At 70.6% G+C, this 26,425-nt stretch carries 22 protein-coding genes; 11 read left to right on the top strand and 11 right to left on the bottom strand.

Annotated elements, in window-relative coordinates; genetic code table 11:
* Nucleotides 1–127: 127 nt before the first annotated feature.
* From GR130_RS28330 to GR130_RS28310, 5 genes are all read left to right on the top strand, one after another.
* Nucleotides 128–1,702 carry a TIGR02677 family protein gene (locus GR130_RS28330; protein WP_159507330.1) on the top strand — a complete coding sequence of 525 codons (1,575 nt, stop codon included), beginning with the start codon at nt 128–130 and terminating at the stop codon, nt 1,700–1,702.
* Nucleotides 1,699–2,934, top strand: a complete 1,236-nt coding sequence (locus GR130_RS28325) for a TIGR02678 family protein (protein ID WP_159507329.1) — start codon at nt 1,699–1,701, stop codon at nt 2,932–2,934. Before GR130_RS28330 ends, GR130_RS28325 begins: the two co-directional genes overlap by 4 nt.
* Entirely contained in the window at nt 2,931–7,088 is a 4,158-nt protein-coding gene (locus tag GR130_RS28320) for a TIGR02680 family protein (RefSeq protein WP_159507328.1), read from the top strand. The genes GR130_RS28325 and GR130_RS28320 overlap by 4 nt, the downstream gene beginning before the upstream one ends.
* The gene (locus GR130_RS28315; protein WP_159507327.1) at nt 7,079–8,323 is read left to right on the top strand and encodes a TIGR02679 family protein; all 1,245 of its coding nucleotides are present in this window, start codon (nt 7,079–7,081) and stop codon (nt 8,321–8,323) included. The genes GR130_RS28320 and GR130_RS28315 overlap by 10 nt, the downstream gene beginning before the upstream one ends.
* A gap of 92 nt (nt 8,324–8,415) precedes the next feature.
* On the top strand, nt 8,416–8,652 hold the full coding sequence (locus GR130_RS28310; RefSeq protein WP_236573586.1) for a DUF262 domain-containing protein: 237 nt from the start codon (nt 8,416–8,418) through the stop codon (nt 8,650–8,652).
* A gap of 800 nt (nt 8,653–9,452) precedes the next feature.
* Here the strand turns inward: GR130_RS28310 and tgmB are convergent.
* The gene (gene tgmB, locus GR130_RS28305; protein WP_159507326.1) at nt 9,453–10,382 is read right to left on the bottom strand and encodes an ATP-grasp ribosomal peptide maturase; all 930 of its coding nucleotides are present in this window, start codon (nt 10,380–10,382) and stop codon (nt 9,453–9,455) included.
* Nucleotides 10,383–10,388: 6 nt separating this feature from the next.
* The gene (gene tgmA, locus GR130_RS28300; RefSeq protein ID WP_159507325.1) at nt 10,389–10,580 is read right to left on the bottom strand and encodes a putative ATP-grasp-modified RiPP; all 192 of its coding nucleotides are present in this window, start codon (nt 10,578–10,580) and stop codon (nt 10,389–10,391) included.
* Nucleotides 10,581–10,834: 254 nt separating this feature from the next.
* Here tgmA and GR130_RS28295 point away from each other — a divergent pair, with 254 nt between their 5' ends.
* A complete protein-coding gene (locus GR130_RS28295) occupies nt 10,835–11,017 on the top strand; it encodes a hypothetical protein (RefSeq protein WP_159507324.1) in 183 nt (60 codons plus the stop codon).
* Nucleotides 11,018–11,400: 383 nt separating this feature from the next.
* Here GR130_RS28295 and GR130_RS28290 read toward each other — a convergent pair whose 3' ends face one another.
* Entirely contained in the window at nt 11,401–11,997 is a 597-nt protein-coding gene (locus GR130_RS28290) for a hypothetical protein (RefSeq protein ID WP_159507323.1), read from the bottom strand.
* 272 nt (nt 11,998–12,269) lie between these two features.
* Here GR130_RS28290 and GR130_RS28285 point away from each other — a divergent pair, with 272 nt between their 5' ends.
* The 3 genes from GR130_RS28285 (at nt 12,270) to GR130_RS28275 (ending at nt 15,855) form a co-directional block, all read left to right on the top strand.
* A complete protein-coding gene (locus GR130_RS28285; RefSeq protein ID WP_159510274.1) occupies nt 12,270–13,352 on the top strand; it encodes a PP2C family protein-serine/threonine phosphatase in 1,083 nt (360 codons plus the stop codon).
* Between the two features lie 408 nt (nt 13,353–13,760).
* On the top strand, nt 13,761–15,233 hold the full coding sequence (locus GR130_RS28280) for a DNA-3-methyladenine glycosylase 2 family protein (RefSeq protein WP_159507322.1): 1,473 nt from the start codon (nt 13,761–13,763) through the stop codon (nt 15,231–15,233).
* A 34-nt stretch (nt 15,234–15,267) separates the two neighbouring features.
* Nucleotides 15,268–15,855: a methylated-DNA--[protein]-cysteine S-methyltransferase gene (locus tag GR130_RS28275; RefSeq protein WP_159507321.1), complete on the top strand. Its 588-nt coding sequence runs from the start codon at nt 15,268–15,270 to the stop codon at nt 15,853–15,855.
* Nucleotides 15,856–15,960: 105 nt separating this feature from the next.
* Here the strand turns inward: GR130_RS28275 and GR130_RS28270 are convergent, their stop codons facing one another.
* Nucleotides 15,961–16,776, bottom strand: a complete 816-nt coding sequence (locus GR130_RS28270; RefSeq protein WP_159507320.1) for a nucleotidyltransferase domain-containing protein — start codon at nt 16,774–16,776, stop codon at nt 15,961–15,963.
* A gap of 130 nt (nt 16,777–16,906) precedes the next feature.
* Nucleotides 16,907–17,425 (bottom strand): NUDIX domain-containing protein, encoded by a 519-nt coding sequence (locus tag GR130_RS28265; protein WP_159507319.1) that lies wholly within the window; start codon nt 17,423–17,425, stop codon nt 16,907–16,909.
* Between the two features lie 135 nt (nt 17,426–17,560).
* On the opposite strand from GR130_RS28265, the gene GR130_RS28260 reads away from it, so the two are divergent.
* Both GR130_RS28260 and GR130_RS28255 read left to right on the top strand, forming a co-directional pair.
* On the top strand, nt 17,561–18,409 hold the full coding sequence (locus tag GR130_RS28260; protein WP_159507318.1) for a MerR family transcriptional regulator: 849 nt from the start codon (nt 17,561–17,563) through the stop codon (nt 18,407–18,409).
* A gap of 220 nt (nt 18,410–18,629) precedes the next feature.
* Nucleotides 18,630–19,754: a glycerate kinase gene (locus GR130_RS28255; RefSeq protein ID WP_159510273.1), complete on the top strand. Its 1,125-nt coding sequence runs from the start codon at nt 18,630–18,632 to the stop codon at nt 19,752–19,754.
* 239 nt (nt 19,755–19,993) lie between these two features.
* Here the strand turns inward: GR130_RS28255 and pssA are convergent, their stop codons facing one another.
* From pssA to GR130_RS28225, 6 genes are all read right to left on the bottom strand, one after another.
* Nucleotides 19,994–20,854: a CDP-diacylglycerol--serine O-phosphatidyltransferase gene (pssA, locus tag GR130_RS28250; RefSeq protein ID WP_189303834.1), complete on the bottom strand. Its 861-nt coding sequence runs from the start codon at nt 20,852–20,854 to the stop codon at nt 19,994–19,996.
* Nucleotides 20,841–21,488 carry a phosphatidylserine decarboxylase gene (locus tag GR130_RS28245; protein WP_159507316.1) on the bottom strand — a complete coding sequence of 216 codons (648 nt, stop codon included), beginning with the start codon at nt 21,486–21,488 and terminating at the stop codon, nt 20,841–20,843. Before GR130_RS28245 ends, pssA begins: the two co-directional genes overlap by 14 nt.
* Before the next feature lie 172 nt (nt 21,489–21,660).
* On the bottom strand, nt 21,661–22,866 hold the full coding sequence (locus GR130_RS28240) for an acyl-CoA dehydrogenase family protein (protein WP_159507315.1): 1,206 nt from the start codon (nt 22,864–22,866) through the stop codon (nt 21,661–21,663).
* A 5-nt stretch (nt 22,867–22,871) separates the two neighbouring features.
* On the bottom strand, nt 22,872–23,396 hold the full coding sequence (locus GR130_RS28235; RefSeq protein WP_159510272.1) for a MaoC family dehydratase: 525 nt from the start codon (nt 23,394–23,396) through the stop codon (nt 22,872–22,874).
* Nucleotides 23,397–23,401: 5 nt separating this feature from the next.
* Nucleotides 23,402–24,379, bottom strand: coding sequence for an HpcH/HpaI aldolase/citrate lyase family protein (locus GR130_RS28230; RefSeq protein WP_159507314.1), 978 nt, complete (start codon nt 24,377–24,379; stop codon nt 23,402–23,404).
* Nucleotides 24,376–26,421, bottom strand: a complete 2,046-nt coding sequence (locus tag GR130_RS28225) for a protein meaA (RefSeq protein WP_159507313.1) — start codon at nt 26,419–26,421, stop codon at nt 24,376–24,378. Before GR130_RS28225 ends, GR130_RS28230 begins: the two co-directional genes overlap by 4 nt.
* Nucleotides 26,422–26,425 lie beyond the last annotated feature (4 nt).

The following is a 26,425-nucleotide window of genomic DNA, read 5'->3' as shown; positions in this document are numbered from 1 at the left end:
ACCCGTATTGCCGCTCATGGCAAGCAGGCGGCACCTTGGGGTTCGGGCGGTGCACCTACCGGCGTGATTCAGCCAAGTGCTTTGGTCCCCGCCCAGGAGCATCACCCCCACGGCAAAATGGCCGCTGATGACTGCCGCCGCCATCGCTCTGGCCGGTGAACCGGACGCGTTCAGCCCCTTCACCCACCTCACCGTGCAGAACGCCGCGCTCTACCGACAGGTGATGCGGACGTTCGTCGTGGCCAAGGAACACTTCGCCGTGCACCTGCGGCCCGAGGACGTGTACGAAGCGCTGCCCGGGGAGGTGCGGCCCGGCGAGCTCGACGGGGTGGTCAAAGCACTCGACAAGCTGGTCGAGTGGGGGAACCTACGGGCCGATCCGGACACGGGTCGGGTCACCGCCGTGGAGGACTTCTACCGCAAACGCTTCATCTACCAGCTCACCCAGGCCGGGGAAGCCGCCGAGGAGGCGCTTGCCGCTTACGACGAGGCGCTCGGACGGCGCGGCGCCCTCCAGGCCATCGCACTGCACGACATTGTCACGCAGCTGCGGGCCCTCCTCGTGCTCACCGCCGACGAGCATCCCGATCCCGGCAAGACACATCTCGCGCTCGACGCGCTCGCCAGCCGGTTCGCCGCTCTCGCCGACAACGCCCGGGCGTTCATGGGCTCGTTGCAGCGCACGATTGACCTCCACGAGGTGGAGGAAGCGGTCTTCCTCGCCTACAAAGATCGCCTCATCCAATACCTGGAGCGCTTCATCCAGGACCTGATCACCCTGGGAGGGCGCATCGCCCAGCTGATCTTGGAGTTGGAGGAATCGGGCAGGTTCGAGGCCCTTCTCAGGGCTGCCGCCGGACGGGAGGCGGCCGACGCCGCGCCCGAGGAGGCGGCGCACGCCGCGCAGGAGGCGTACGCGCACTGGGCCGGACGCTGGGAGGGGCTCGCGGCGTGGTTCCTCACCCGGAACGGACGCGAGTCGCAGGCCAGACTGCTACGGGGCCGGGCCCTGGGAGCGATCCCGCAGATGCTGGCCGTCGTCCGTGCGTTGGGGGAGCGTCGGGCCGGGCGGTCCGATCGTTCCGCGGATTTTCGCACGCTCGCCCGCTGGTTCGCCGAGACCTCCGACGACGCATCGCGGCACCGGTTGTGGCGGGCGGCTTTCGGGCTCTATCCCGCCCGTCACCTCACGATCGACGCGGACACCCTGGCCGCCCGCGTGGCCGCACCGGTTTCCGCCGCCACTCCCTGGTCCGCTGCGGAGCCGCTGCGGATCAGCCCTCAGCTGCGCCGCACCGGAAGTTACGAGCGGCGGGGCAAACCCCGCAAGGTCGAGGACCGTCAGGAGCGGCGTCGCCACCTCGCCGAGGTGGCAGCCAAGCAGGCTGCCGAGACCGCCGCGGCCCGGGCCCGACTCGTCACGGACGGAACGGTCCGGCTGTCCGAACTCGGCGAGCTCGACCCGGCGTCCTTCGGGCTCTTCCTCCAACTGCTCGGCGACGCACTGGCCACCTGGCGTCCGGGCATGCGGCACACCGTGGCCACCAGCAATGACGGCTCCATGGAGATCCGGCTCAGCGCACTGGCCGACGGACCGGCGGCGGAGATCCGTACGCCGTCCGGCACCTTTCGCGGGCCCGATCACCTCATCGAGATCGTGGACCTGACCGACGGCCCGACGCACGGAGCGAACGACCGATGACCACGCCACTGGCCGAGGTGCTCGACGGACAGCACGCCGCCGAAGTCCGCAAGGCCGCCCGCGCCCTGCTGAAGCAGCCCCTCCTCCTCTCCCACGGCAGGCACGCGGAGGAATTCCGGCTCGTGCGACGGCACGCCTCCGAACTCCGTGAGTGGTTCGACCGCAACACCGGCTGGCCTCTCCACGTCGACGCGGAGACCGCCCGGCTGCGCAAGATCCCCGGCGTGCTCAATGACGCCACGCATCCTGCCCGCGAGGCGACCCGCGCCCCCGCTCCCTTCACACGCCGCCGCTACGTCCTGCTCTGTCTGGCCCTGGCCGCCCTGGAGCGCGGCGAGTCGCAGATCGCTCTAGGCCGTCTCGCCGACCAGGTCGTCCTAGACGCCACCGACCCCCGACTCGTCGCGGCAGGCATCCAGTTCGCCTTGGACCGCCGGGACGAGCGCCTCGACCTCGCGGCGGTCGTGCGGCTTCTGCTCAGCCTCGGGGTACTCCGCAGGGTCGCCGGAGACGAGGACGCGTACGTGAACGGAGCCGGCGACGTGCTGTACGACGTCGAACGACGGGTGCTGGCAGGGCTGCTCGCGACGCGCCGTGGGCCCTCCACGGTGCAGGCTGAAAGCATCGCCGACCGGCTGGCGCAGCTCGTCGCCGAAACCGCCCTCGACAGCGACGAGCTGCGCTTTCGCGCGATGCGGCAGACACTCACCCGCAGACTGCTGGACGATCCGGTGCTCTACTACGACGAGCTGAGTGACGCCGAACTCAGCTATCTCACCCGGCAGCGGGGGTTCCTCACGGCCCGTGTGGCCGACCTGACCGGCCTGGTTCCCGAGATCCGGGCTGAGGGCATCGCCATGGTCGACCCCGAGGACGACCTCACCGACGTCCGGATGCCCGAGCAGGGCACCCACGGCCACATCACCTTGCTGCTCGCGGAGTACCTGGCCAGGGCCGGCGGACCGGTCACAGCTGACCAACTCGCGCAGCGTGTACGGGAACTCGCCGCCGAGCACGGCGGATTCTGGGCCAAGTCGGCACGGGAACCGGGCATGGAGACCGAGCTGGCCGAGCAGGCCGTCGCCCGGCTGGCCGCCCTCGGCCTCGTCTCCCGTACTGCCGACGGGGCCGAACCCCGCCCCGCTCTGGCCCGCTACTCGGTCGGCGAACCGGTCGTACACGAACCCGGCACCCTACGCATGCCGACACAACGAAAGGCCGGTCAGGCGTGACCACCGCACTCCCCGAACCGCTCCGCACCCGCTGGCAACCCCTCCGGATCGGGCTCGTCGATCTCTTCCACTACGACGTGGAGGAATTCCACTTCCGCGACGGGCGTCTGCTGCTGCGCGGCAACAACGGCACCGGCAAGTCCAAGGTGCTCGCGCTCACCCTGCCCTTCCTGCTCGATGCCGACCTGAGCCCGCGACGGGTGGAACCGGACGGCGACCCCGGCAAACGGATGGAATGGAACCTCCTGCTCGGCGGTGACCACCCGCACTCCGAGCGTCTCGGCTACACCTGGATCGAGTTCGGCAGACTCGACCCGGCCAACGGGGAAACGCACTTCCGCACGCTGCTGTGCGGACTGAAGGCGGTGAGCGGGCGCGGTATCGCCCGGCACTGGTACGCGGTCACCGGCCAACGGGTCCATCATGGCCCCGGCACCACCGCGGAGGGGTTCCTCAGCCTTGTCGACGCGACGGGCACGGCTCTGTCGCGGGACCGTCTCATCGAAGCCGTCGGTGGCCATGGCATGGTGTACGACCAGGCCAGGACTTACCGCAGAGCCGTGGACGAGGCGCTCTTTGGGCTCGGCGAGCAGCGCTACGGCGCCCTGGTCGACCTGCTCGTCCAGCTGCGCCAGCCCCAGTTGTCCAAGCGCCCCAACGAGGGAGCCCTCTCCCGCGCGCTCACCGAGGCCCTGCCACCCGTGGACCAGGCAGTCATCGCCGACGTGGCCGAGGCGTTCCGTTCGCTGGACGAGGAGAAGGCCGAACTGGCGGCTGCCTCCGCAGCCGAGCGTGCCGCCGCCGAATTCCTGGAGCACTACCGGCGCTACGCCCGTATCGCCACTCGCCGCCGCGCCCGCCTGCCCCGTGTCGAGCACTCCCGCTATGAGCACCGCCAACGGGACCTCGCCGAGGCGCAGGCCCAACAGGCCAAGGCCGAGGAGGAGCGGGAGGCCGCGGCGGAGTCGACCCGCACGCTGGAGGAACAGCAGAGCAGGCTGCGTGCCCAGGACGCCGCTCTGCGCGAAGGCCCCGAGATGCGCAGCGCCAAGGATCTCGACCAGGCGCACCGCGAGACGGACCGCACGGCGCACGCCGCGGAACGTGCGCGGAGCGACCGGGACCAGGCACTGCGACTGCACACCAGGAGCCTGGATCGGCTCGGTGCGGCCGAAAATCGTCTGCGGGTGGCGGAGCAGCACGTCAAGGACACCTATCGGCAGGCGGGCGAGGCGGCCGCCGCGGCCCGGGTCGCCCTGCCCGGGGAGGACGGGCTCACCGGGGGCGAACTGCGCGGCTCCGTCGAACAGTCCGTGGAGCGGGGCCGACGTGCTCTCACCCATGTGGAGAGCCTTGCCCAGGCAGCCGCCCGTGCTGCGGAGGAACGGCGCAAGCGAGCCTTCCGGCTCGATGAGGCCGATGCCGACCGGGGCGCGGCCGCGGCTGAGCTGAGCCTGGCCGAGGAGGAGGTGGCGCACGCCGGCCGGGCACTGCTCGACGAGGTCCGTACCCGTGCCCGTGGCTGGACCGAACTCGCCTATCCGGATGAGACCGGGCTGCTGGACGAACTGCAGGAGTGGGTGGGCCGTCTCGACGGCTCCTACCCGGCGCGGACCGAGGCCGCGCGTGCCCACAGTGCCGCATCCGCGCGCCTGGCCGAGCAGGCCGCCGAGGCCGCGCGGCGCCGGAGCGCACTCACCGAGCAGGCCGACAGACTGCGGCAGGAACTGGCCGCGCTGGAGGCCGGTGGGCGGCGTCCGCCGCAGCCGCCGTCCACGCGCACCCCCGGTCTGCGTGAGCGGCTGACGGGCGCCCCCCTGTGGAGACTGGTGGACTTCCAGGACGGCCTCCCCGACGGGGAACGCGCCGGTCTGGAGGCAGCCTTGGAGGCGTCCGGGTTGTTGGACGCCTGGGTACTCCCCGATGGCGTGGTGCTCGCGGCCGACAGCCATGACGTACTGCTCGCCCCTGCGTCGGGTCCGGTACGGGGCGCGTCACTCGCGGGGCTGCTGCGCCCCGCGGTGGACCACGAGGACGCCGATGCCGCAGCCGTGGGTGAGGGCACGGTGGCCCACCTGCTCGCCGCGATCGGTGTCGGACGGGCCGGAGAGGCGGCCGTCGAGCCGGAAGGTGAAACCGGAACCTGGGCGGCTGTGGATGGACGCTTCCGGGTCGGTGCGCTCACCGGCCGGTGGGCCAAGGCCACCGCTGAATACATCGGTGAGGGCGCGCGGGAAGCCGCCCGGCGGACTCGTATGGCTGCCCTCCGTGCCGAACTCGACCAGGTTCAGGAGGAGTCGGCAGCCGTCGCGGACCTGGCCGCCACCGTGGCAGCCCGCCGTCGCGTCCTCGATGCCGAGGTGGCGGAGGTGCCCGACGAAGGTGCCCTCGCCCGGGCGCATGCTCGGGTGACGGCCGCCGCCGCGTCCTTGCACCGGATCAGCACGCGGCGCGCGGAGCGGGCCGCTGCCCTGCGGGAGGCGACTGAGCAGAGCGAGGCGGCCGCGGCCGAACTCGCCCGGACCGCCGAGGATCTGAGGCTGCCCGCCGATCAGGAAGGGCTGTCCGCGGTGCGCGACGCTCTCGGTTCGCTCGCCGAGGTGCTGGCCGCTCTCTGGCCCGCATTGCGTGAGCGCGGCGAGGCGGCCGGCCAGGCGGACGACGAACGCACCGAGGCCGGCCAGGCCGCGGAGCGAGCCGCAGAGCTCGCGGCTCGCGCGAAGGAGGCGGAGAGCGAGGCGGCAGCCGCCGACGAACGCTTCACCACCTTGCGCGCCACGGTCGGCGCCGCCGTCGCCGAACTCCAGCGCATGCTGGCACAGACCGCGGAGGCGTTGCGCACCTGCGAGAACGAGCAGCGTCTCAGCCGTAAGCGCCATGCCGAAGCCGATCGGGCGGCTGGTAAGGCCGAAGGTCGTATTGAGCAGTTGCACGAAGGGCTCAGGGAGGCGGCTGAGGCGCGCACGGAGGCCATCGCCGCGCTTCAGCGGTTCACGGAGACCGGTCTGATGGGCGTGGCTCTGCCCGACATCCGGGTGCCCGCCGCAGATGGCGAGGCTTGGGCAGCCACCCCCGCCATCGCGTTGGCTCGCGGCATCGACGCGGGCCTGTCCGCCACCGACGACTCCGACAGCGCTTGGGAGCGGGTGCAACGTCGGCTCAGCGAGGAACTCAAAACCCTCCAGGACACGCTGTCCCGGCACGGGCACCGCGCCTCCGCCCGGATGGTGGAGGACGGGATGGTCGTCGACATCGTCTACCAGGGCCGCGAACGCGCAGTACCGGAACTGGCCGACGCGCTGGCTGCCGAGGTCGGCGAACTCGCACGCATCCTGTCCGCACGGGAGCGGGAGATCTTGGAAACCCACCTGGTCACCGAGGTCGCGGGCACGCTCCAGGAGCTGATCGGCGCGGCCGAACGGCAGGTGCGGGACATGAACGTCGAGCTGGAGGAGCGGCCGACCTCGACCGGCATGCGGCTGAGGCTGGTATGGCGAGCCTCCCGCAAGGCCCCCGCGGGGCTCGCTCAGGCCAGGGATCGGTTGCGCAGGTCGGCCGACATCTGGACCGTCGAAGACCGGGCAGCCGTAGGTGAGTTCCTCCAGGAGCAGATCGCGCGCCAGCACGCCGACGACGCATCGGGCAGCTGGCTGGAGCACCTCACCGCGGCACTCGACTACCGCACCTGGCATGAATTCGGGGTCGAGCGGCACCAGCAGGGCCGTTGGGTTCCGGCCACGGGGCCCGCGTCGGGCGGCGAGCGGGTGCTGGCCGTTTCCGTGCCGCTGTTCGCCGCCGCGTCCTCCCACTACGCAAGCGCGGGCAGCCCGCACGCGCCGCGACTGGTCACCCTCGACGAGGCGTTCGCGGGAGTGGACGACGACTCGCGCGCCAAGTGCCTCGGGTTGCTGCATGCCTTCGACCTCGACGTCGTGATGACCAGTGAACGCGAGTGGGCTTGCTACCCCCAGGTGCCCGGCATCGCCATCGCCCAGCTGTCGCGGATCGATGAGGTCGCGGCGGTGCTCGTCACTCGCTGGGAATGGGACGGCACTCGGCGGCTGCGCGGTCCGGAGCCGGTGCGGCCTGAGTATCACCAGATCCCCCGGCCCAGCGCCGAAGCACCTGCCGGAGCGGAGCCACTGTGGAACTGACACCCGACCCCGCCGTGACCGCCGACAACGTACGGCTGCGCCGGTTGCTGGGGGACCCCGGACTCGACTGGTTGGTCGACCGTGCACGCCGGCGCCTGGAGCGTGAGCAGCCGCTCACCGGACCGGTTCTTCTGAGCGCGCCGACCGCAGAGCAACGAGAAGCGGCCGAAAGGCTGTTGGGGCGGGCTCCTGGCAGTGGACGGTCCTTGTCTGTGCGGCTCGACGCGGTGGACGACCTCCTGCGCCGCTCCGGCATCAGCCCTGCAGGGCTGGCTGCGGCCGTGGTCGCGCTCACCGGTCCGGTCAGACTCCTCGGCCCGGCTCGCGCCGAGGAACAGCGGGCATGGCAGGAGGCGTACCTCCCTGTGGAGGCTCTGGCGGAGGAGGTCCCTGCTCTCCATGCCTGGGTCGACCGGCTCCGGAGCGACGGACTGGTACGCCGCCTCGCCGGCACCCCCGCCGCGGCGGCCGACCTGCTCAGCCGGGCCGCGACCGCACTGCGCGCGCTCCCGGCGGAACCGCCGGTGTCGCTGCCGACCTTCTCGTCCCAACTGCTGGGCAACGCACACGCATTGGATGACGGAACCCCGCTGTGCAGTCTCACGCTCTCCGGTGTCCGGGCTCTGACCGGCTTTCCGGACGGCAGCGGCGCGCAGTGGCGGCGTGAGGTGTGGGCTTCGGCGGGACTGCTGCGTGACGAACTCTCCTCGACCGTGCTCACCCTCAATCTGCCGGGCACACCAGCCCTGGACTGGATGGCCGACGAGGGCGAGCCCGCCGTACTGACCCTGCGGCAGCTGATCCGGCACCCGCCTGCCTCAGCACCGCCGGCGGTCTGGATCTGCGAAAACCCGGCTGTGCTCGCCGCTGCCGCCGACACGTACGGCGCGGATTCCGCACCCCTGGTCTGCCTCCAGGGGCAGCCGTCCGCCGCTGCCCTCACCCTCCTGCACCACCTCCACACACACGGCACCGGTTTGTGCTACCACGGGGACTTTGACTGGGGAGGCCTGCGCATCGCGGCCGCCCTGCTACGCCGCGTCCCCTGGAGTCCCTGGCGCTATACCGCCGCCCACTATCGTGCCGCGGTGCGCACCCTGCCCGCCGGCCCGCCGCTCACCGGGGCGCGGGCCGACGCCCCCTGGGACCCGGACCTGGCGGGCGCGTTGGCGGATTCAGGCGTGCGGGTGGAGGAGGAAGCGGTCCTGGACGACCTGCTGTCCGACCTCGGATGAGGAAGGGCGCAGTTGCCCAGAGACAGATCGTCCTTTCGTCACCAGTCGTACCCGTCCCGTCCCGGACCGCCCGACCTCCGACGAGAACCTCCGTGCAGGCCAAAGAGACCGTCTTCGCCGACCTGATGCAGGGCCGGACCCAGCAGTTCCAGGTCCCGCTCTACCAGCGCACATACTCCTGGTCGGAGAAGCAGCTCGCTCAGCTGTGGAACGACATCCTCGAACAGGCCGAACTCCTGGACTCCGGTGCGTCGGCGAGCACGCATTTCCTCGGCTCCGTCGTGCTCGCGCCGTCCCCGCAGAACGAAGCGACGTGGCGTGTGTTGTGATCCTTGAACGGGCCGCGAAGAGCTCCTTACCTGCGGTTTCGTGTGTGCGCATTATGTGCGGTGCGGGCGTTACGGGCGAGGTCTCGACGCTGAAATGACGCTCGTGACGCCCATTCTGATGGAGCGTCAGGCGCTTTGCGTCGCTGGTCGGATGGTCTGCTGGCTACGCGAGTGTGGCAGGTTGCCGGGAATTTCGTGGTGCCGAGCGGCCTTGCTCGCCCACATGTGTGGGGCGCCCAGCAGGTTCTTGGCCTGCTGGTGGTACAGCGCTCATGGTGGCGCCGACCTGCTGCAATGGCGGCTGTGACTGCCGTCGGGAGAGCGGTGGTCCGTGCACGGTCCGGATCTTGGCATCCGCTACTTGATTGCCGGGCCGCGGCGCCGGCAGCGGCAAGGGAGGGCGACAGCTGCCAGGCCGGCGGCGCGTGATCAGGGGCAGCGAGACGTGGGGGAGGGCCCGGGAGCAGCTGAACGTGCATGGGCACGGCGGCCTGGACATGTACTGGGCGCGGTGATCACCGTGGGTCGCCTCACCACCGCGGCGGATGCGCGATGGAATCGCCCCGACGGTGATTCATCTTCCTCTGTCCTGATCCGCAGGAGTCCGATTCCTCCCTGGCCTGAAGGCCAGGGCATCCTCAGAGGAAGCCGGTGAAGACGCCGAGTGGTGTCCGTTCCGGCTGGGGACGGCACCAGTCGGCAGAGGAGACCAGGCCGATCGGCGGCACCGAGAAGAGGTGGACGGTCCGGTGGCCTCGCCGCAGGGGTCGCGGCAGACCTCCTGACGGCTGGTCATGGCCTCAGGCGAGGGGAGCCGCCGCCAGCCAGGCGGCGAGGGCCTGGGTGATGGGCTGGTCGGTGTCGAGCTGGATGAAACCGAACTGGCCGCCCTGGTTGCATTCGAGGAACCACCAGGTCCCACTGCCGTCCTCGGCGAAGTCGAATGCTCCGTAGGCGAGTTGGGCGGCGCTCATATAGGCGGCCACCGACCGGCGGACGAGGTCGGGGACCTCGGCGGGCTTCCAGGCGCCGTTCTCCGTGAAGCGGCTGTCCACCTCGTCGGGGTCGGCCTCCTTGCGGGCGGCGAAGAGTCGACCGTCGACACAGGTCAGCCGGATGTCGGCCTGTTTGCGGACGTGCTGCTGGAGCAGGGTCGGGCCGGCCGCGACAGCGGTGAAGTCCGCGTCGGGGCTGATACGGGTGGTGGGCAGCACCATCGGAGGGTCGCCCGGGTGCTTCCCGGACACCGACTTGACCACGAGATCCTGGTACGTGGCGGCGAACTGACGCGCGACCGCGGGGAACGAGGTGATCAGCGTGGCGGGCACGACGAAGCCGCTCTCCTGGGCGGTATGGAGCTGCCAGGGCTTGTACCGGGCCTGTCTGGCCGCCGCGGGGTGGTTCATCCAGCGGGCCCGGGTGGCGGTGAGCATGCCGTAGAGCGCCTGCTCGGACTCCTCGGTGAGCCACGTCGACTGTTCCGCCGCGCGACTACCCGGTGTACCGGGCCGGCGGACCCACACCGAACGCAGGCTGCTCAGGCTCACCATGCGTTCGTTCGTCTTGAGGTAGCCATGGAAGCCCTTGCCGACGTATTCCGCCGAGAGGTCGATCCTGCCGGGCAGATCGGCAGGATCGAGGCGGACGAGCGGGACACCGAGGTCGTGCAGGTTCGCGACGACCATGTCCGCGGTCAGGTCTTCCTCACAGGTGAGGACCAGAACGGTCATCGACGTTCAGTCGTCGAAGTGGGTCTTGGAACCGGCGGTGGAGGCAGTGGTGCTGGTAGCAAGCAGGACCAGTCGGCTGCTCGTGGCCGGGCGCCCGTCGGGCAGGACGTTGAGTTGCCGCGTGGCGTCGTAGGTGTACGGAGTGACAGCCTCCGGCTTCACCGCCGGACGGGCGTAGCTCAACGCAAACGGTCGCATACCTTCTCCCTCGAAACCCCGTGTTCCATCCCCATGACACAGTCAGGGATGGTCGTTTAGTCGAACAACTCTGCACATGTGACGCAACTATTCGGTCGTTAGTTGCCACCTTTTGTGGTTTCCTGCGATCCACTTGACGGAACTGGCGTCGGAACGTATCTACGGACCGCTGCACACCGCCCGAGGGTGAGGACAGCACTACGCTGCGCATGCCCCGCACCCGCAGAGGCCCGACGGTCGAGCGACGGTGGCTGGTGGACGAGACTCCCTGGCCGGAGCAGGCCACGCTGGTCGACGGCGAGATGGTGGAACTGCCGACGCAGCATCCGCCCATCCCGCAACTGGGCCGGTTCGGGCCGGAGAACGTGGGTAGCCGCGGTGTGATCGTCGCGTGTGCCATCGCGATGGCTACGTTGGGCCGTTCTACTCGATGGTGACCGAGGACGGGCATCGAGTCTGTCCGGCGATGGGGACGGCGACGTCGTCGTCGGGTGATCGAGCGCGCCATCTCATGGCCGTCCGGCTACCCGCAGGCTCAGCCCCCTACGAACGTGACCCCCGCAACTACCTGGCCTTTCGCGGACTCGCCGAAGTGGGCCGCCACCAGCCGTGGCGTGTGGTCCCACTCGGCAACGAAGCTGTCCGGGCTGTGGAAGCTGGAGTTCGCCCCGAACCCGGACTCTCTGCCGGGCGGTGCCAGGGCCGATGACCCGAGTGCGCCGTACAAGAACATCGCCAACGAGATCGCGGTGGACCCCAAGGGCCCCAGCCAGGTCCTGCCCGCGGTGGGCCGGCGCGGCGATGACAGCTACAACGACCTCTACGCCAAGCCTGCCGAGCCCTTGCGCAGCCGGGTGGCCACGATCACGGGAGCGCAGGTTGCGGTCTTGACGGAGACGATCTGGAAGTGCAGGCCGCGCTGCTCGGTGTAGCCGAAGGAGGCGCCCTGCTTGGCCGGGCCGTAGACCTGCTTGACCTTGGAGTCGATGTCCACGAACACCACCTCGTCCCGCCGGGGGACCAGACCGGTGTGAGCTGCGAGAGCGCAGGTGAACGCCCGCACCGCGGACTCCAGTTGGCGTACGTGGCCCCAGGTGATGGCGCGCAGGAAGCTGCTGAGTGTGGACGGGGCGCGCACGCCGCCGAACAGGCGGGACAGGTCACCGTGCCGAAGAACCTCCAAGTCCTCGATGCTGTCCGTCCCGGCGATCATGCCGCCCACGATCGACAGGGTCTTCGCGTCGGCTGCCGTACCGGCACCGTTCCCCGCGCCGGTGAGTTCCACCTTCTCGGCCACCACCCAGGGCGGACCGCACCGCTCGGCCAGCCGGATCGTCGGGACCAACCCGGCATGCGCGATCAGGTCCGGGTCGTCGAACGCGGTGAACAGCGTCGCCGGGCTGTAGGAGACTTTCACCTACGAGGTGCCTTGCTTCGTGGGACTGATGAGGGCGTAGGAACTCCCTTCATCCCAGGTCAGCGGGCACCTCTTCTCATTTCGCCGCCCAAAGACCGACTATCGCGCGGTGGATCCAGGATGAGCACATCCGGCCCACAAGGCGTATATGTGAAGCCATTGGAGGTACAAACAGGGTGCGGTAAGCCGAACCGTGCGGGGGCTCCGTTCCTTCCGGGGCGCGAGCGAGGCCAGGCAGCAGGAGATGCACCGTGACAGTCCTGCAACCCACGCTGGCGAAGATGCCGTGGATGCTCGCGGCGCTGGCCCTCGTGGCTGGCGTCCTGCTGGACCTTTTCGCGCCCCAGCCGTATACGGGACTCCCGCTGCTGGCCGCCGCACCGCTCGTCGCGGGCGCCACGCTCTCCTTCCGCTCCGCGCTCGCCGTCGTGTGTGTCACGTGCGTGGTCTCGGTGGCGGTGGACATCGAACGCGGACGTCCGGCGACGCCGTTGTTCGTCGATCTGGCCGTGGTGGGCGTGATCGGCGTGCTGGCTCTCGCGGTCAACCGGCTCATTGTTCGGCAAGGGCGCGATCTGGCGCTGGCCAGGGATGTCGCGGAGGCAGTCCAGCGAGCGGCGCTTCCGGACCCGCCGAGGGAGGTGGGGCCGCTGGCCGTGGCTGCCGGGTATACGGCGGCGCAGGCCGAGGCGCGTATCGGCGGTGATCTCTTCGCGGTGCAGGAGACGCCGTTCGGGGTGCGGATGATCATCGGGGATGTGCGGGGCAAAGGTATTGCGGCTGTCGCCGCCGTGTCGGTCGCGATCGGAGCGTTCCGTCAGGAGGCCGAGTACGCTCCCAACTTGGCCACGTTGGGACAGCGGATGGACGAGGCGATGGCCAGGACAGCGGCCCGAAGCGGCCCGGTGATCTCCACGGAGGGTTTCACCACTGCTGTGCTGGCCGAGGTCTCCGCCGACGGGGAGGTGCTGAGCCTGGTGAACCGCGGGCATCCGCCCCCGTATCTGGTTCACGACGGACAGGTCGTACGGCTCGATCCGACCGCCCCACAGCTGCCCCTCGGGGTGGGGCTGGGCGATATCGCTCCTGGCGGCTCGGTGCCTGTCGATGTGGTGCGGCTGCCCCTGGGGGCCTCGCTGTTGCTGGTGACTGACGGTGTCACCGAGGCGCGGGACAAGCGGGGGACTTTCTATGATCCGGTCTCCTCAGGGCGTATGCGCAGACGGTTCAGGGACCCCGATGCCCTGGTGGATGCCCTGACCAAGGATGTTGGCCGCTGGACCGAGGGCAAACACGATGACGACATGGCCATCTTGGTGGTCACCCGGCGCCGCCGCCCTCCCCACGCCGTCTGATCAGGAAGTGAGCCCCCACGGAGCCGCCTCGCCCACGACTCCACTACGGGAACACGACTGCGAGGGGCGTGCTGCAGCCGGGGCGGGGTGGTCAGCAGCTGGTCCGGTGGGCGGTGCGAGGAGTGGTGTCGACGCGAGTGGCGGCGGGCGCGAGGAACCGCTCGACCCGAGCCGGAGCCAGAGCGGCGGCGAGGTTCTCGAGCTGTGGGCCGCTCCGGCCGGCCAGTCGTTCATCGGCCAGTACGCTGCAGCACGGTCTGACGGCGCTGGGCGGGTCCGTCCGCCTCGCAGTAGCGCCCGGCGTGCGGGCGTCTCCCTTCGAGCGATCCGCCGCCCGCGCAGCTGGCGCCAAGGTTGATGTCGGATTTCCGCCAGCCCGGACCGCCCTCCTGCGCAATCCTTGAGGACATGCACACCGACACCGAGCGCTGTCTGCGCGCCGTGCAATCCAAGGACGCCCGCTTCGACGGCTGGTTCTACACCGCCGTGCTCACCACCGGCATCTACTGCCGCCCCAGCTGTCCGGTCGTGCCCCCCAAGCCCGAGAACATGCGCTTCTACCCCAGCGCCGCCGCGGCCCAGCAGGCCGGATTCCGGGCCTGCAAGCGCTGCCGCCCGGACGCCAGCCCGGGATCCCCGCAGTGGAACGAACGGGCCGACCTCGTCGCCCGCGCCATGCGACTGATCGCCGACGGCATCGTCGACCGCGAAGGCGTCCCCGGCCTCGCCGCCCGCCTCGGCTACAGCACCCGCCAGATCGAACGCCAGCTGCTCGCCGAACTCGGCGCCGGGCCGCTCGCGCTCGCCCGCGCCCAGCGCGCCCAGACCGCCCGGCTCCTCGTCGAGACCACCGAACTCCCGATGGCGGAGATCGCGTTCGCGGCCGGCTTCGCCAGCATCCGCACCTTCAACGAGACCGTTCGGGAGGTCTTCGCGCTCTCCCCCTCAGAACTCCGCGGACGCGCCGCCCCCGGCCCGCGGACCGCCGTACCCGGCACCCTCACGCTGCGGCTCCCCTTCCGCCGGCCGCTCAACCCCGACAACCTCTTCGGACACCTCGCCGCCACCGCCGTCCCCGGAGTCGAGGAATGGCGCGACGGCGCCTACCGCCGCACCCTCACCCTCCCCTACGGACACGGCATCGTCGCCCTCTCCCCCCGCCCCGACCACATCGACTGCCGTCTGTCCCTCACCGACCTGCGCGACCTGGCCGGCGCCATCGCCCGCTGCCGCCGCCTCCTCGACCTCGATGCCGACCCGGAAGCCGTCGACGGACTCCTCCGCGCGGACCCGCAACTCGCACCACTCGTCGACAAGGCACCCGGCCGCCGGGTGCCGCGCACCGTCGACGCCGACGAGTTCGCGGTCCGCGCCGTCCTCGGGCAGCAGGTCTCCACCGCCGCCGCCCGCACCCACGCCGGCCGACTAGTCCTCGCCCACGGCGAGCCCGTCGACGACCCTGCCGGCGGCCTCACCCACCTCTTTCCGTCCGCCCCCGCCCTCGCCGAACTCGACCCGGAATCCCTGGCGATGCCCCGTACCCGCCGCGCCACCCTCACAGGCGTCGTCGCGGCCCTCGCCTCCGGCGCGCTGCAACTCGGCGTCGGCAGCGACCGGGACGAGGCCCGCGCCCGGCTCGCCGCACTGCCCGGCATCGGCCCCTGGACCGTCGAATGCGTCGCCATGCGCGCCCTCGGCGACCCCGACGCCTTCACCCCCACCGACCTCGGCCTGCGCCGCGCCGCCGCCGGCCTCGGCATGCCCGCCACCCCCGCGGCCCTCATCCGCCACTCCGCCGGCTGGCGCCCCTGGCGCGCCTACGCCGTCCAGTACCTCTGGGCGACCGACGACCACCCGATCAACCACCTCCCCTCGAACTGACCATCCGCCCCTCCCCACGAACCGAGCCGCAGCCATGACCCCTGCCACCCCGCACCCCGACCGGACCACCACGGACCGGCCCCCTACGGACGGCACCACCACCGGCCGGATCACCCACACCGTCCTCGACGACACCCCCGTGGGCCCGCTCACCCTCGTGGCCGACGGCGACGCCCTCACCGGCCTCTACATGACCGACCAGCGCCACCGCCCGCCCCAGGAAACCTTCGGCACCCCGGCCGACCCCGCAGACCCGCCCTTCGCCACGACCATCGCCCAGCTCCGCGCCTATTTCCGCGGCGAGTTGACCACCTTCGACCTGCCGCTGGCACTACGCGGCACCCCCTTCCAGCGCCGCGTCTGGGCAGCGCTGCGCACCATCCCGTACGGCGAGACGCTCACCTACGGCCGGCTCGCCGAACGCCTCGGCGTCCCCACCGCGGCCCGCGCCGTCGGCCTGGCCAACGGACGCAACCCGGTCGGCATCATCGTCCCCTGCCACCGCGTCGTCGGCGCCGACGGCAGCCTCACCGGCTACGGCGGCGGCCTCGACCGCAAGCGCCGCCTGCTCGCCTTCGAGCGCACCGACGACGGACTGTTCCCGGCGGCGGAGTGCGGATGAACGACGGCTCCCGACGCGGCGCCTGACGCGGGGACGGTCCCGCACAGATCTCCTCCTTGTGGCGGAAGTGCTTGTACAGCGCGGCCGCCGAGCACCCCCGGATCGCTACCCCTCTGCTTCGACCACCTCCCGTACCTCGGCCACCAGCTGTTCCGCCACGGACAGGGAGTGGCGCAACTCGCCCTCCGTGCAGCCCAGTTCGCCGAGCAGGGCGGTAGCTCGGGGGCCGAAGCCGGGTGGAGTCTCGGGTAGTGCCGCGGCGGCGGCCAGGGCGCCCTTCTCGTTGAGGCACCAGATGCCGTGGTGGGCGTGCAGGCTCTGGACGAGGGCGCCGACGGCCCGCGACAGGCACAGGGACGCATGCAGGACGTCCGCGGTCGAGGACGACTTGGCGGCCATGGCCACCGAGAATCCCGCGTCCCAGACGGCGGCGCCGGTGAGTGCCTTGCGGAGCGCCTCCGGATAGGTCCGGGTCTCCTCCTTGAGGCGGGCCAACTCCCCGGTGTCGTCGGCCAGTACGCGGCCCAGGGCCACCTCGCCCGGATAGGCGGGGGACCAGAATCCCAGGGGGTGTCCGGCCTGTATTCCCGTCTCGAAACGGCCCGCGCGGCAGTCCTCCCACACGCGCCGCACCCGGTCGATGTCCCGGAAGATCCAGTCCACATGGCTGCCGTCCGGCATGACCAGCCATGCCCCGCCGTTGACCCAGGGGCCCCAGGCGCCCGGTGCGAATATCTCGACGGGGCCGCCGGTCACCTCGGCCGCCAGCTTCTCCAGAGCGGGCAGATCCAGTTCGCCTCGGTAGTAGACGCCCAGATCCCAGTCGGAATCGGGACGGTTGGTTCCTCGTGCGCGGCTGCCGCCGAGCATGACCCCGACGACTCCCGGCACCTGCGCGATGCGGGTGGCGTTTTCGTTCATGGGGAAAGGCTAGATCGCGGGTGGGCGGAGGCAATCACCCCACGGGTCTCGGTGTTGGGCGGGGGAGTCGGCCCAGGGGTCTCCTACCCAGGTTCTACGAGGTGTCATGGCGCCGCGGTGTCACGAACGTTCACCGCGGACCGCCGGTGCCCGCCGGACCGGCCGGAGGCAGGCCGTCCTCCAGTTCCACCGGGCCGCGTCCACCCTCCAGCGCGTCCAGTGCGCCGCGGACGCGCAGCCGCAGCCCCTCGCCCAGCATCGTCTCGGCCTCGTCCCAGTGGACCAGGCGCCAGGACAGCAGTTCCTCCTCCTGCACCCGGATCGCCGCGAACTGCTCGGCGTCCAGCACCCCGCCGTCGAACAGATACGACACCAACGGCGGCCGGGCCGAGCCGCGCACCCAGTCGACGGCGAGCAGCGGGCCCGGTGCGATGTCCAGACCGATCTCCTCAAGGGTTTCCCGGCGGGCGGCCTGGCGCGGGGACTCGCCGGTGTCCGACTCGACGGTGCCGCCGGGCAGGACCCAGGTGTCGCGGTAGTTCGGCTCGACGAGGAGGATGCGGCCCGCCACGTCCCGGAAGATGACCCCCGCGCCCGCGAGTACGCGGGGCAGTCCGGCGATGTAGGTGGCGTAGTCAGTGGTCGTCACGCCGCGAGCCTAGGACACGTGGGGTGGGGCGGGTGCGCCGTGTCGGTTTTCGTCGGCCGCTGTGTGCCGGTGCCCGGTGGCCCCGGCCGCCGCGCTCGGGCCCGACCTCCGGGCGAGGTGCGCGACACTGAGCGGATGACCAGTGATCCCCGCGAGCAGGAACCGACCACCACCGGGGCGGGCGCAGAGCCGATCGGTTCCGACGGGCTGACCGTCGGCCGGGCGGCTGCGCTCGTCGGGGTCAGCGTGAAGACGCTGCACCACTGGGACGCGATCGGCCTGGTGCGGCCGGGCGGGCGCACCTGGGCCGGGTACCGCGTGTACTCGGGCGACGACGTGGCCCGCATCCACCGGGTCCTGGTCTACCGGGAGTTGGGCTTTCCGCTCGCCGAGATCGGCCGGCTCCTCGATGACCCGGCCGTGGACGCCCGCGACCACCTGCGACGGCAGCGGTCGCAGCTCGTGGAGCGGATTTCCCGACTGCAGCAGATGCTGGGTGCCGTCGACCGGATGATGGAGGCGTCGCGTACCGGGATGCGGCTGACTCCGGAGGAGCAGGTCGAGATCTTCGGTGACGACTGGCAACCCGCCTGGGTCGACGAGGCGGAGGAGCGCTGGGGTGACACCGCGCAGTGGGCGCAGTACGCCGAGCGGGCCGCGGGGATGACACCCGAGGACTGGAAGGGCGTGGCGGCGGCGACCGATGCGCTGAACGCCGATCTCGCCGCCGCGCTGCGGGCCGGGGTCGTACCGGGTTCCGACGCGGCGAACGCCCTCGCGGAGCGGCACCGGGCGATGATGTCGACGTATTTCGACTGCACGCATGCGATGCAGGCGTGCATGGGGCGGCTGTTCGTCGGCGATCCCCGGTTCGCCGGGTTCTACGAGGGGGTCGCGCCGGGCCTCACGGTCTGGATGCATGACGTGATCTTCGCGAATGCCGAGGCGAACGGAGTCGACCCGGAGACCGCCACGTGGGAGTGAGCGGCCCGTTCGGGGTGCGCTGGGTGTGCCGGGTGCGCGCGGGGCGTTCCGGGCTGCAGGTCGTCGTCCTTCGTCCCCCTTTTCGCCCCCTTCGGCCGTTCCGGAACCGTCCGCTCTGTTCGCCGGGCCCCTGGCCGGATAAGGTCGCAGCGGCGCGACTGCCAGTTCGAAAGCAAGGGGAAACACGGTGGCGGACGCAGCAAGGACAAAGACAGCACATGTGCTGATCGCCGCGGACAAGTTCAAGGGCTCGCTCACGGCCGTCGAGGTCGCCGAGCATGTCACGGCCGGTCTGCGGCGCGTGGTCCCCGGACTGGACGTGGCGGCCGTGCCGGTCGCGGACGGTGGAGACGGGACGACGGCGGCGGCGATCGCGGCGGGTTTCACCCGGCACGAGGCCCGTGTCACCGGCCCCACCGGCGAGCCGGTGACGGCCACCTTCGCGCTGCGCGGCGACGGTACGGCGGTGGTGGAGATGGCGGAGGCGTCGGGTCTCCAGCACCTCCCGAAGGGCGTTTTCGCGCCGCTCACGGCCACCACGTACGGCACCGGCGAGCTGCTGCTCGCGGCGTTGGACGCGGGGGCGACCTCGATCGTCTTCGGGGTGGGCGGCAGCGCGACCACCGACGGCGGCGCGGGCATGCTGGCGGCGCTGGGCGCGCGGTTCCTGGACGCGAACGGGGAGCCGGTGGCGCCCGGTGGCGGGCCGCTGCGCGAGCTGGCCACGGCGGATCTGTCGGGGCTGGACCCGCGTCTGGCCCGCACGGAGATCGTGCTCGCCAGTGATGTCGACAATCCGCTGACCGGCCCGAAGGGCGCGCCCGCCGTCTACGGCCCCCAGAAGGGTGCCGCCGAGGCGGATGTCGCCACGCTGGACGCCGCCCTCGCGCACTACGCCGAGGTGCTGGAGCGGACCGTCGGAGCCAGGGCCGCCGAGCACGCGCTGGCGCCCGGGGCGGGGGCCGCGGGCGGGATCGGCTATGGCGCGCTGGTCGGGCTGGATGCGACGTTCCGGCCCGGTATCGACGTGATGCTGGACGTGCTGGGCTTCGCGCCGGCGCTGGCCCGGGCGACGTTCGTGATCACGGGGGAGGGGTCCCTCGACGAGCAGACGCTGCACGGCAAGGCGCCGGCCGGTGTCGCCGCGGCGGCGCGGGCGGCGGGCATCGACGTGGTCGCGGTCTGCGGCCGGCTCCAGCTGTCGCGGGAGGCGCTGGCCGCGGCCGGTATCCAGCGGGCGTACGCGCTGACGGACCTGGAGTCCGACCCGGCCCGCTGCATGGCCGAGGCCGGGCCGCTGCTGGAGCGCGCGGCGGAGAGTCTGGCCCGCGACTTCCTGGTCTGAGCCTGCCGGCCGGGGCCCGACGGGGATGATCCGGCGGGTCCCGGCCCGCGGGCGCCGGAGGCGGCGCCTCCGGCGGCCCGCCCGGAGCGCCCTGCCCAAGGCGCCGGGCCCGCACCGGAGGCACCGGTTCCGGCCCCGCCCCCGTATCTCCCGCGTCCGCGAACGCCGAGAGGCCCCGACGGAAGTTCCGTCCGGGGCCTCTCGGCGCGCTGTGCAGTGCTGTGCGGGTGTGCCGCCTGTCAGGGCTGGTGCGCGGCGCGCGACTCGGCGCGGGACTCGCGGCGGTTGTCGCGGAAGGTGTTGACCCTCCGGGCCGTCGCGAACAGCGGGATCATCGCGCCCATGACCACCTGGAGCGAGCAGCCGGTCTGGAGCAGCAGCTGACCGCCGGGCGCGTCCAGTGCCCAGGCGGCGAGCATGCCCATGCTGAGGACGATCCAGCTGAGCATCGCCACCGCGAGCCGGCCGCGCGGCTTGGGGTACTCGACCCGGCTCACCATCAGCCAGGCCACGCCGATGATCGCCAGCAGCGTCGGCAGGAACGGCAGCTCCAGCAGGACGATGGCGACGACGGTCAGGGCCCCGAACGGGCTCGGCATGCCCTGGAAGATGCCGTCGCGGATCGTGACGCAGGAGAAGCGGGCGAGCCGGAGGACCACCGCCAGCAGGACGACCACCGCCGCGACCACCGACACCCGCTGGTGCGCGTCCTGGGCGACCATGCCCCAGGTCACGACGAAGTACGCGGGCGCCAGGCCGAAGCTGATCAGGTCGGAGAGGTTGTCGAGCTCGGCCCCCATCGCCGAGGCCCGCAGCTTGCGCGCCACCAGTCCGTCGAACAGGTCGAAGACCGACGCGAGCAGCATCAGGATCACGGCCATCGCCGCGCTGTGCCGGGCCATCCCGCCGTCCTCGGTGCCCGTCAGATGCGGGATGAGGACGCCGGTGGTGGTGAAGTACACGGCCATGAAGCCGCAGATGGCGTTGCCGAGGGTGAGGGTGTCCGCTATTGACAGCCGCGTGGACAGCGGCATGTCGTCCTCGTCCTCGTCGGTCTCGGGCGCCCAGCCCGCCTGTGTCTCAGGATCAATCACGGTCAAGGCGAGTCACCCCCGCGGTGGTGGCCTGGCCGACCTCGACCGCGGCCTCGACGCCCTCCGGGAGGTAGACGTCGACGCGCGAGCCGAAGCGGATCAGGCCGATGCGCTCGCCCTGCTCGACCTTGGTGCCCTGCGGCACGTAAGGAACGATGCGGCGGGCCACCGCCCCGGCGATCTGCACCATCTCGATGTCGCCGAGCTCGGTGTCGAAGTGCCAGACGACCCGCTCGTTGTTCTCGCTCTCCTTGTTGAATGCCGGAACGAATCCGCCGGGGACGTGTTCCACGGACGTCACCGTGCCGGCCAGCGGCGCGCGGTTGACGTGAACATTCAGCGGGCTCATGAAGATCGCGACGCGGGTGCGCCCGTCCTTCCACGGCATGATGCTCTGCACCACGCCGTCGGCCGGAGAGATGACGCGTCCCTGAGCGATCTCCCGCTCCGGGTCGCGGAAGAACCACAGCATGCCCGCCGCGAGTGCGGTGGTGGGCACGGCGACGGCAGCCCAGCGTCCCGAGCGACGGGACCGGGCCAGGCTGACCGCTGCCGTTGCCACGGTCGGGAGGAGCCACGGCGACGCTCCGCGCGCGAGGCGGACGCGACCGCGTTGTGCAGAGGATTGGCTGTGGGGCATGGATGACCTTCGTAGCGGAGGATGCCGCGTATGGATGCGGGGGACGGCGCGGCTTTCCTGGGATGCTATCGGTTGCGAGCGGCAACTGGCCAAGAGCCAGAGCCAATCCGTGGCCGAAGAACGATGACAGGGTGTGATCTTTATCTAGCCGAAAACTACCCAAACGGGACGTTCACCCCTGGATCCGGTACTCCTCAAGTAGCCGCCGCCCAATGATCATTTTCTGGATCTCGGCCGTGCCCTCGCCGATCAGGAGCATGGGGGCCTCCCGGTAGAGGCGCTCGATCTCGTACTCCTTGGAGAAGCCGTAGCCGCCGTGGATGCGGAACGCGTCCTCGACCACCTCCTTGCAGTACTCGGAGGCCAGGTACTTCGCCATGCCTGCTTCAAGGTCGTTTCGCTGGCCGGAGTCCTTTTTGCGTGCGGCATTAACCATCATGGCATGGGCCGCTTCGACCTTTGTCGCCATTTCGGCAAGTTTGAACTGAATTGCCTGGTGCTGGGCGATCGGCTTTCCGAAGGTGTGGCGCTGCTGCGCGTACGACACGCCGAGTTCGAAGGCGCGCTGGGCGACACCGCAGCCGCGTGCGGCCACGTTGACCCGGCCGACCTCGACACCGTCCATCATGTGATAGAAGCCACGCCCGGTCTCGCCGCCCAGGACCCGGTCGGCCGGAACGCGCAGCCCGTCCATGATCAGCTCGGTGGTGTCGACGCCCTTGTAGCCCATCTTGTCGATCTTGCCGGGGATGGTCAGGCCGGGCCGTACCTCGCCGAAGCCCGCCTCCTTCTCCACCAGGAAGGTCGTCATCGACTTGTGCGGAGGGGTGCCCTCCGGGTGGCCCTCGTCCGTCCGGCACAGCACCGCGACCAGCGTCGACGAACCGCCGTTGGTGAGCCACATCTTCTGGCCGTTGAGGACGTAGGCATCGCCGTCCCGCACGCCCTTGGACGAAATGGCCGACACATCGGAACCCAGCGCCGGCTCCGACATCGAGAAGGCGCCCCGGATGTCACCGGCCGCCATCTTCGGCAGGAAATAGTCCTTCTGCTCCTGCGTGCCGTGCTGCTTGAGCATGTACGCCACGATGAAGTGCGTGTTGATGATGCCGGACACGCTCATCCAGCCGCGGGCGATCTCCTCGACCGTCAGCGCGTAGGTGAGCAGGGATTCGCCGAGGCCGCCGTACTCCTCGGGAATCATCAGCCCGAACACGCCGAGTTCCTTCAGGCCCTCGACGATCTGCGTGGGGTATTCGTCACGGTGCTCCAGCTCCGTGGCGACCGGGATGATCTCCTTGTCCACGAAATCGCGGACGGTGGAGAGGATTTCCCGCTGGATGTCGGTCAGACCCTCGGTCTGTGCGAGACGCGCCATCGAAGTCACTTCTCCTTCTTGGCCGCGGGGGCCTGCAGCTCGGGGCGGCCGGGCTGCTCGCCGCCGCGCTCCTTGATGTACGTGGCGGTCGGCACCATCACCTTGCGGCGGAACACGCAGACCAGGGTGCCGTCCTGCTTGTAGCCCTTGGTCTCCACGTACACGATGCCGCGGTCGGACTTGGACTTCGACGGGGTCTTGTCGAGCACCGTCGTCTCGCCGTAGATCGTGTCGCCGTGGAAGGTCGGCGCGACATGCCGCAGCGACTCGATCTCCAGATTGGCGATGGCCTTTCCGGAGACATCGGGCACCGACATGCCCAGCAGCAGCGAGTAGATGTAGTTGCCGACGACCACGTTCTTTCCGAAGTCGGTGGTCTTCTCCGCGTAGTTGGTGTCCATGTGCAGCGGATGGTGGTTCATGGTCAGCAGGCAGAAGAGGTGGTCGTCGTATTCGGTGACGGTTTTCCCCGGCCAGTGCTTGTACACATCGCCGACGGTGAACTCTTCGTAAGTACGGCCGAACTGCATCGCGGTCATGCCTCCGGGGCTTCGAACGTGGACGTACGCGTCATGCCGGCGGCCCGGCCCTTTCCGGCGATCACCAGCGCCATCTTCCGGCTGGCCTCGTCGATCATCTCGTCTCCGAGCATCGCCGAACCCTTCTTGCCGCCCGCCTCGGACGTGCACCACTCATACGCGTCGAGGATCAACTCGGCGTGGTCGTAGTCCTCCTGGGACGGCGAGAAGACCTCGTTGGCGGCCTCCACCTGGCCCGGGTGCAGCACCCACTTGCCGTCGAAGCCGAGCGCGGCGGCGCGGCCGGCGACCTCACGGTAGCCGTCGACGTTCTTGATCTGCAGGTACGGGCCGTCGATGGCCTGGAGGTCGTGGGTGCGCGCCGCCATCAGGATGCGCATCAGGATGTAGTGGTACGCGTCCGCCGGGTAGCCCGGCGGCTGCTCGCCGACCACCAGGGACTTCATGTTGATCGATGCCATGAAGTCCGCCGGGCCGAAGATGATGGTCTCCAGGCGGGGCGAGGCGGCGGCGATCGCGTCGACGTTCACCAGGCCCTTGGCGTTCTCGATCTGCGCCTCGATGCCGATCCCGCCGACCTCGAAGCCCATCGCCTTCTCGATCTGCGTCAGCAGCAGGTCGAGCGCGACGATCTGATGGGCGTCCTGGACCTTGGGCAGCATGATGCAGTCGAGGTTCTGGCCGGCGCCCTCGACGACCGTGGTGACGTCCCGGTAAGTCCACTCGGTCGTCCAGTCGTTGACCCGCACCACCCGGGTCTTGCCCGTCCAGTCACCCCCGTTGAGGAACTTCACGATGGTGTGCCGGGCTTCCGGCTTGGCCAGCGGCGCGCAGGCGTCCTCCAGGTCCAGGAAGACCTGGTCGGCCGGCAGCCCCTGGGCCTTCTCCAGGAAGCGCGGGTTGCTGCCGGGGACCGCGAGGCACGAGCGGCGCGGGCGGAGGCGGCGCCCCTCCGGGGCGGTGGCGGGCGTCATGCGGTGACCTCCAGGGGGTCGAGTTGGTTCGCTGTGCGGATCTCGTCCACGATGCGGCCGATGATCTCTGTGATACCGAAGTCCTTGGGCGTGAAGACGGCGGCGACACCCGCGTCGATCAGCTCGGCGGCGTCCGCCGGCGGGATGATGCCGCCGACGATCACCGGGATAGGGGCATCTCCCGGGCCGTCAGGCCCAGAGGAAGCATCGACACCGGCCCGCCGGAGCCGGGCCAGCACGTCCGGCACCAGCGCGGCATGCGAGCCGGAGAGGATCGACAGCCCCACGCAGTGCACGTCCTCCGCGACGGCCGCCGCGACGATCTGCTCCGGGGTGAGCCGGATGCCCTGGTAGACCACCTCGAAGCCGGCGTCCCTGGCGCGTACGGCGATCTGCTCGGCGCCGTTGCTGTGCCCGTCCAGGCCGGGCTTGCCGACCAGGAGGCGCAGCCGGCCGGTGCCGAGGTCGGCCGCGGTCCGCGCGACCTTCTCCCGGACCACCGCGAGCGGGGAGCCCTCCTCGGCGGTGACCGCCACCGGCGCGCTGGAGACGCCCGTGGGCGCCCGGAACTCCCCGAAGACGTCCCGCAGCGCCCAGGCCCACTCGCCGGTCGTCACACCGGCGCGGGCGCACTCCAAAGTGGCCTCGAAGAGGTTGGCGTCGCCCGCCGCGGTCTTCTTCAGGGTGGACAGCGCCTCCTGGGCGCGGACCTCGTCCCGGTTGTCCCGCCACTCGTGCAACGCCCGGACGACGCCCGCCTCGTTGGCCGGGTCGACGGTCATGATCGCGGTGTCGAGGTCGGCGGTGAGCGGGTTCGGCTCGGTCGACTCGTAGCAGTTGACGCCGATGATCTTCTCGTCGCCGGCCTCGATCCGGGCCCGCCGCTCGGCGTGCGCGGACACCAGCTGCGACTTGAGGTAGCCCGACTCGACGGCCGCCATCGCGCCGCCCATCTCCTGGATGTGGTCGATCTCGGCCAGGCAGTCCGCGACCAGCGCCTCCACCTTGGCCTCGACGACATGCGACCCGGCGAAGATGTCGTCGTACTCCAGCAGGTCGCTCTCGTGCGCCAGCACCTGCTGTATGCGCAGCGACCACTGCTGGTCCCACGGCCGCGGCAGTCCCAACGCCTCGTTCCAGGCGGGGAGTTGGACGGCGCGGGCGCGGGCGTCCTTGGAGAGCGTGACGGCCAGCATCTCCAGCACGATCCGCTGGACGTTGTTCTCCGGCTGGGCCTCGGTCAGCCCGAGGGAGTTGACCTGGACGCCGTAGCGGAAGCGGCGCTGCTTGGGGTCCTCGATGCCGTAGCGCTCGCGGGTGATCTTGTCCCAGATGCGGCCGAAGGCGCGCATCTTGCACATCTCCTCGATGAAGCGGACGCCCGCGTTCACGAAGAAGGAGATACGGGCGACGACCTCGCCCCGGCGCTCCTCGGGGACCTGGCCGGACGCGAACACCGCGTCGAGCACCGCGATCGCGGTGGACATCGCGTACGAGATCTCCTGGACCGGAGTGGCCCCCGCCTCCTGCAGGTGGTAGCTGCAGATGTTGATCGGGTTCCACTTCGGGATGTGGTTGACCGTGTACGTGATCATGTCGGTGGTCAGCCGGAGGCTCGGTCCCGGCGGGAAGACGTGCGTCCCGCGCGAGAGGTACTCCTTGACGATGTCGTTCTGCGTGGTGCCGGACAGCCTGGTGATGTCGGCACCCTGCTCCTCTGCGACCACCTGGTACAGGGCCAGCAGCCACATGGCGGTGGCGTTGATGGTCATCGAGGTGTTCATCTGTTCCAGTGGGATGTCCTGGAACAGTCGCCGCATGTCACCGAGATGGGACACCGGGACCCCGACCCGGCCGACCTCGCCGCGGGCCAGGACGTGGTCGGGGTCGTATCCGGTCTGCGTCGGGAGGTCGAACGCGACCGACAGGCCGGTCTGGCCCTTGGCGAGGTTGCGCCGGTACAGCTCGTTGGACGCCTCGGCGGTGGAGTGCCCGGCGTACGTCCGCATCAGCCACGGACGATCCTTCTGACGCTCTGTCATGAAG

This window comes from Streptomyces sp. GS7 (assembly GCF_009834125.1).
Classification (GTDB): Bacteria; Actinomycetota; Actinomycetes; order Streptomycetales; family Streptomycetaceae; genus Streptomyces.
This window is presented reverse-complemented; position numbering and strand designations above follow the sequence as displayed.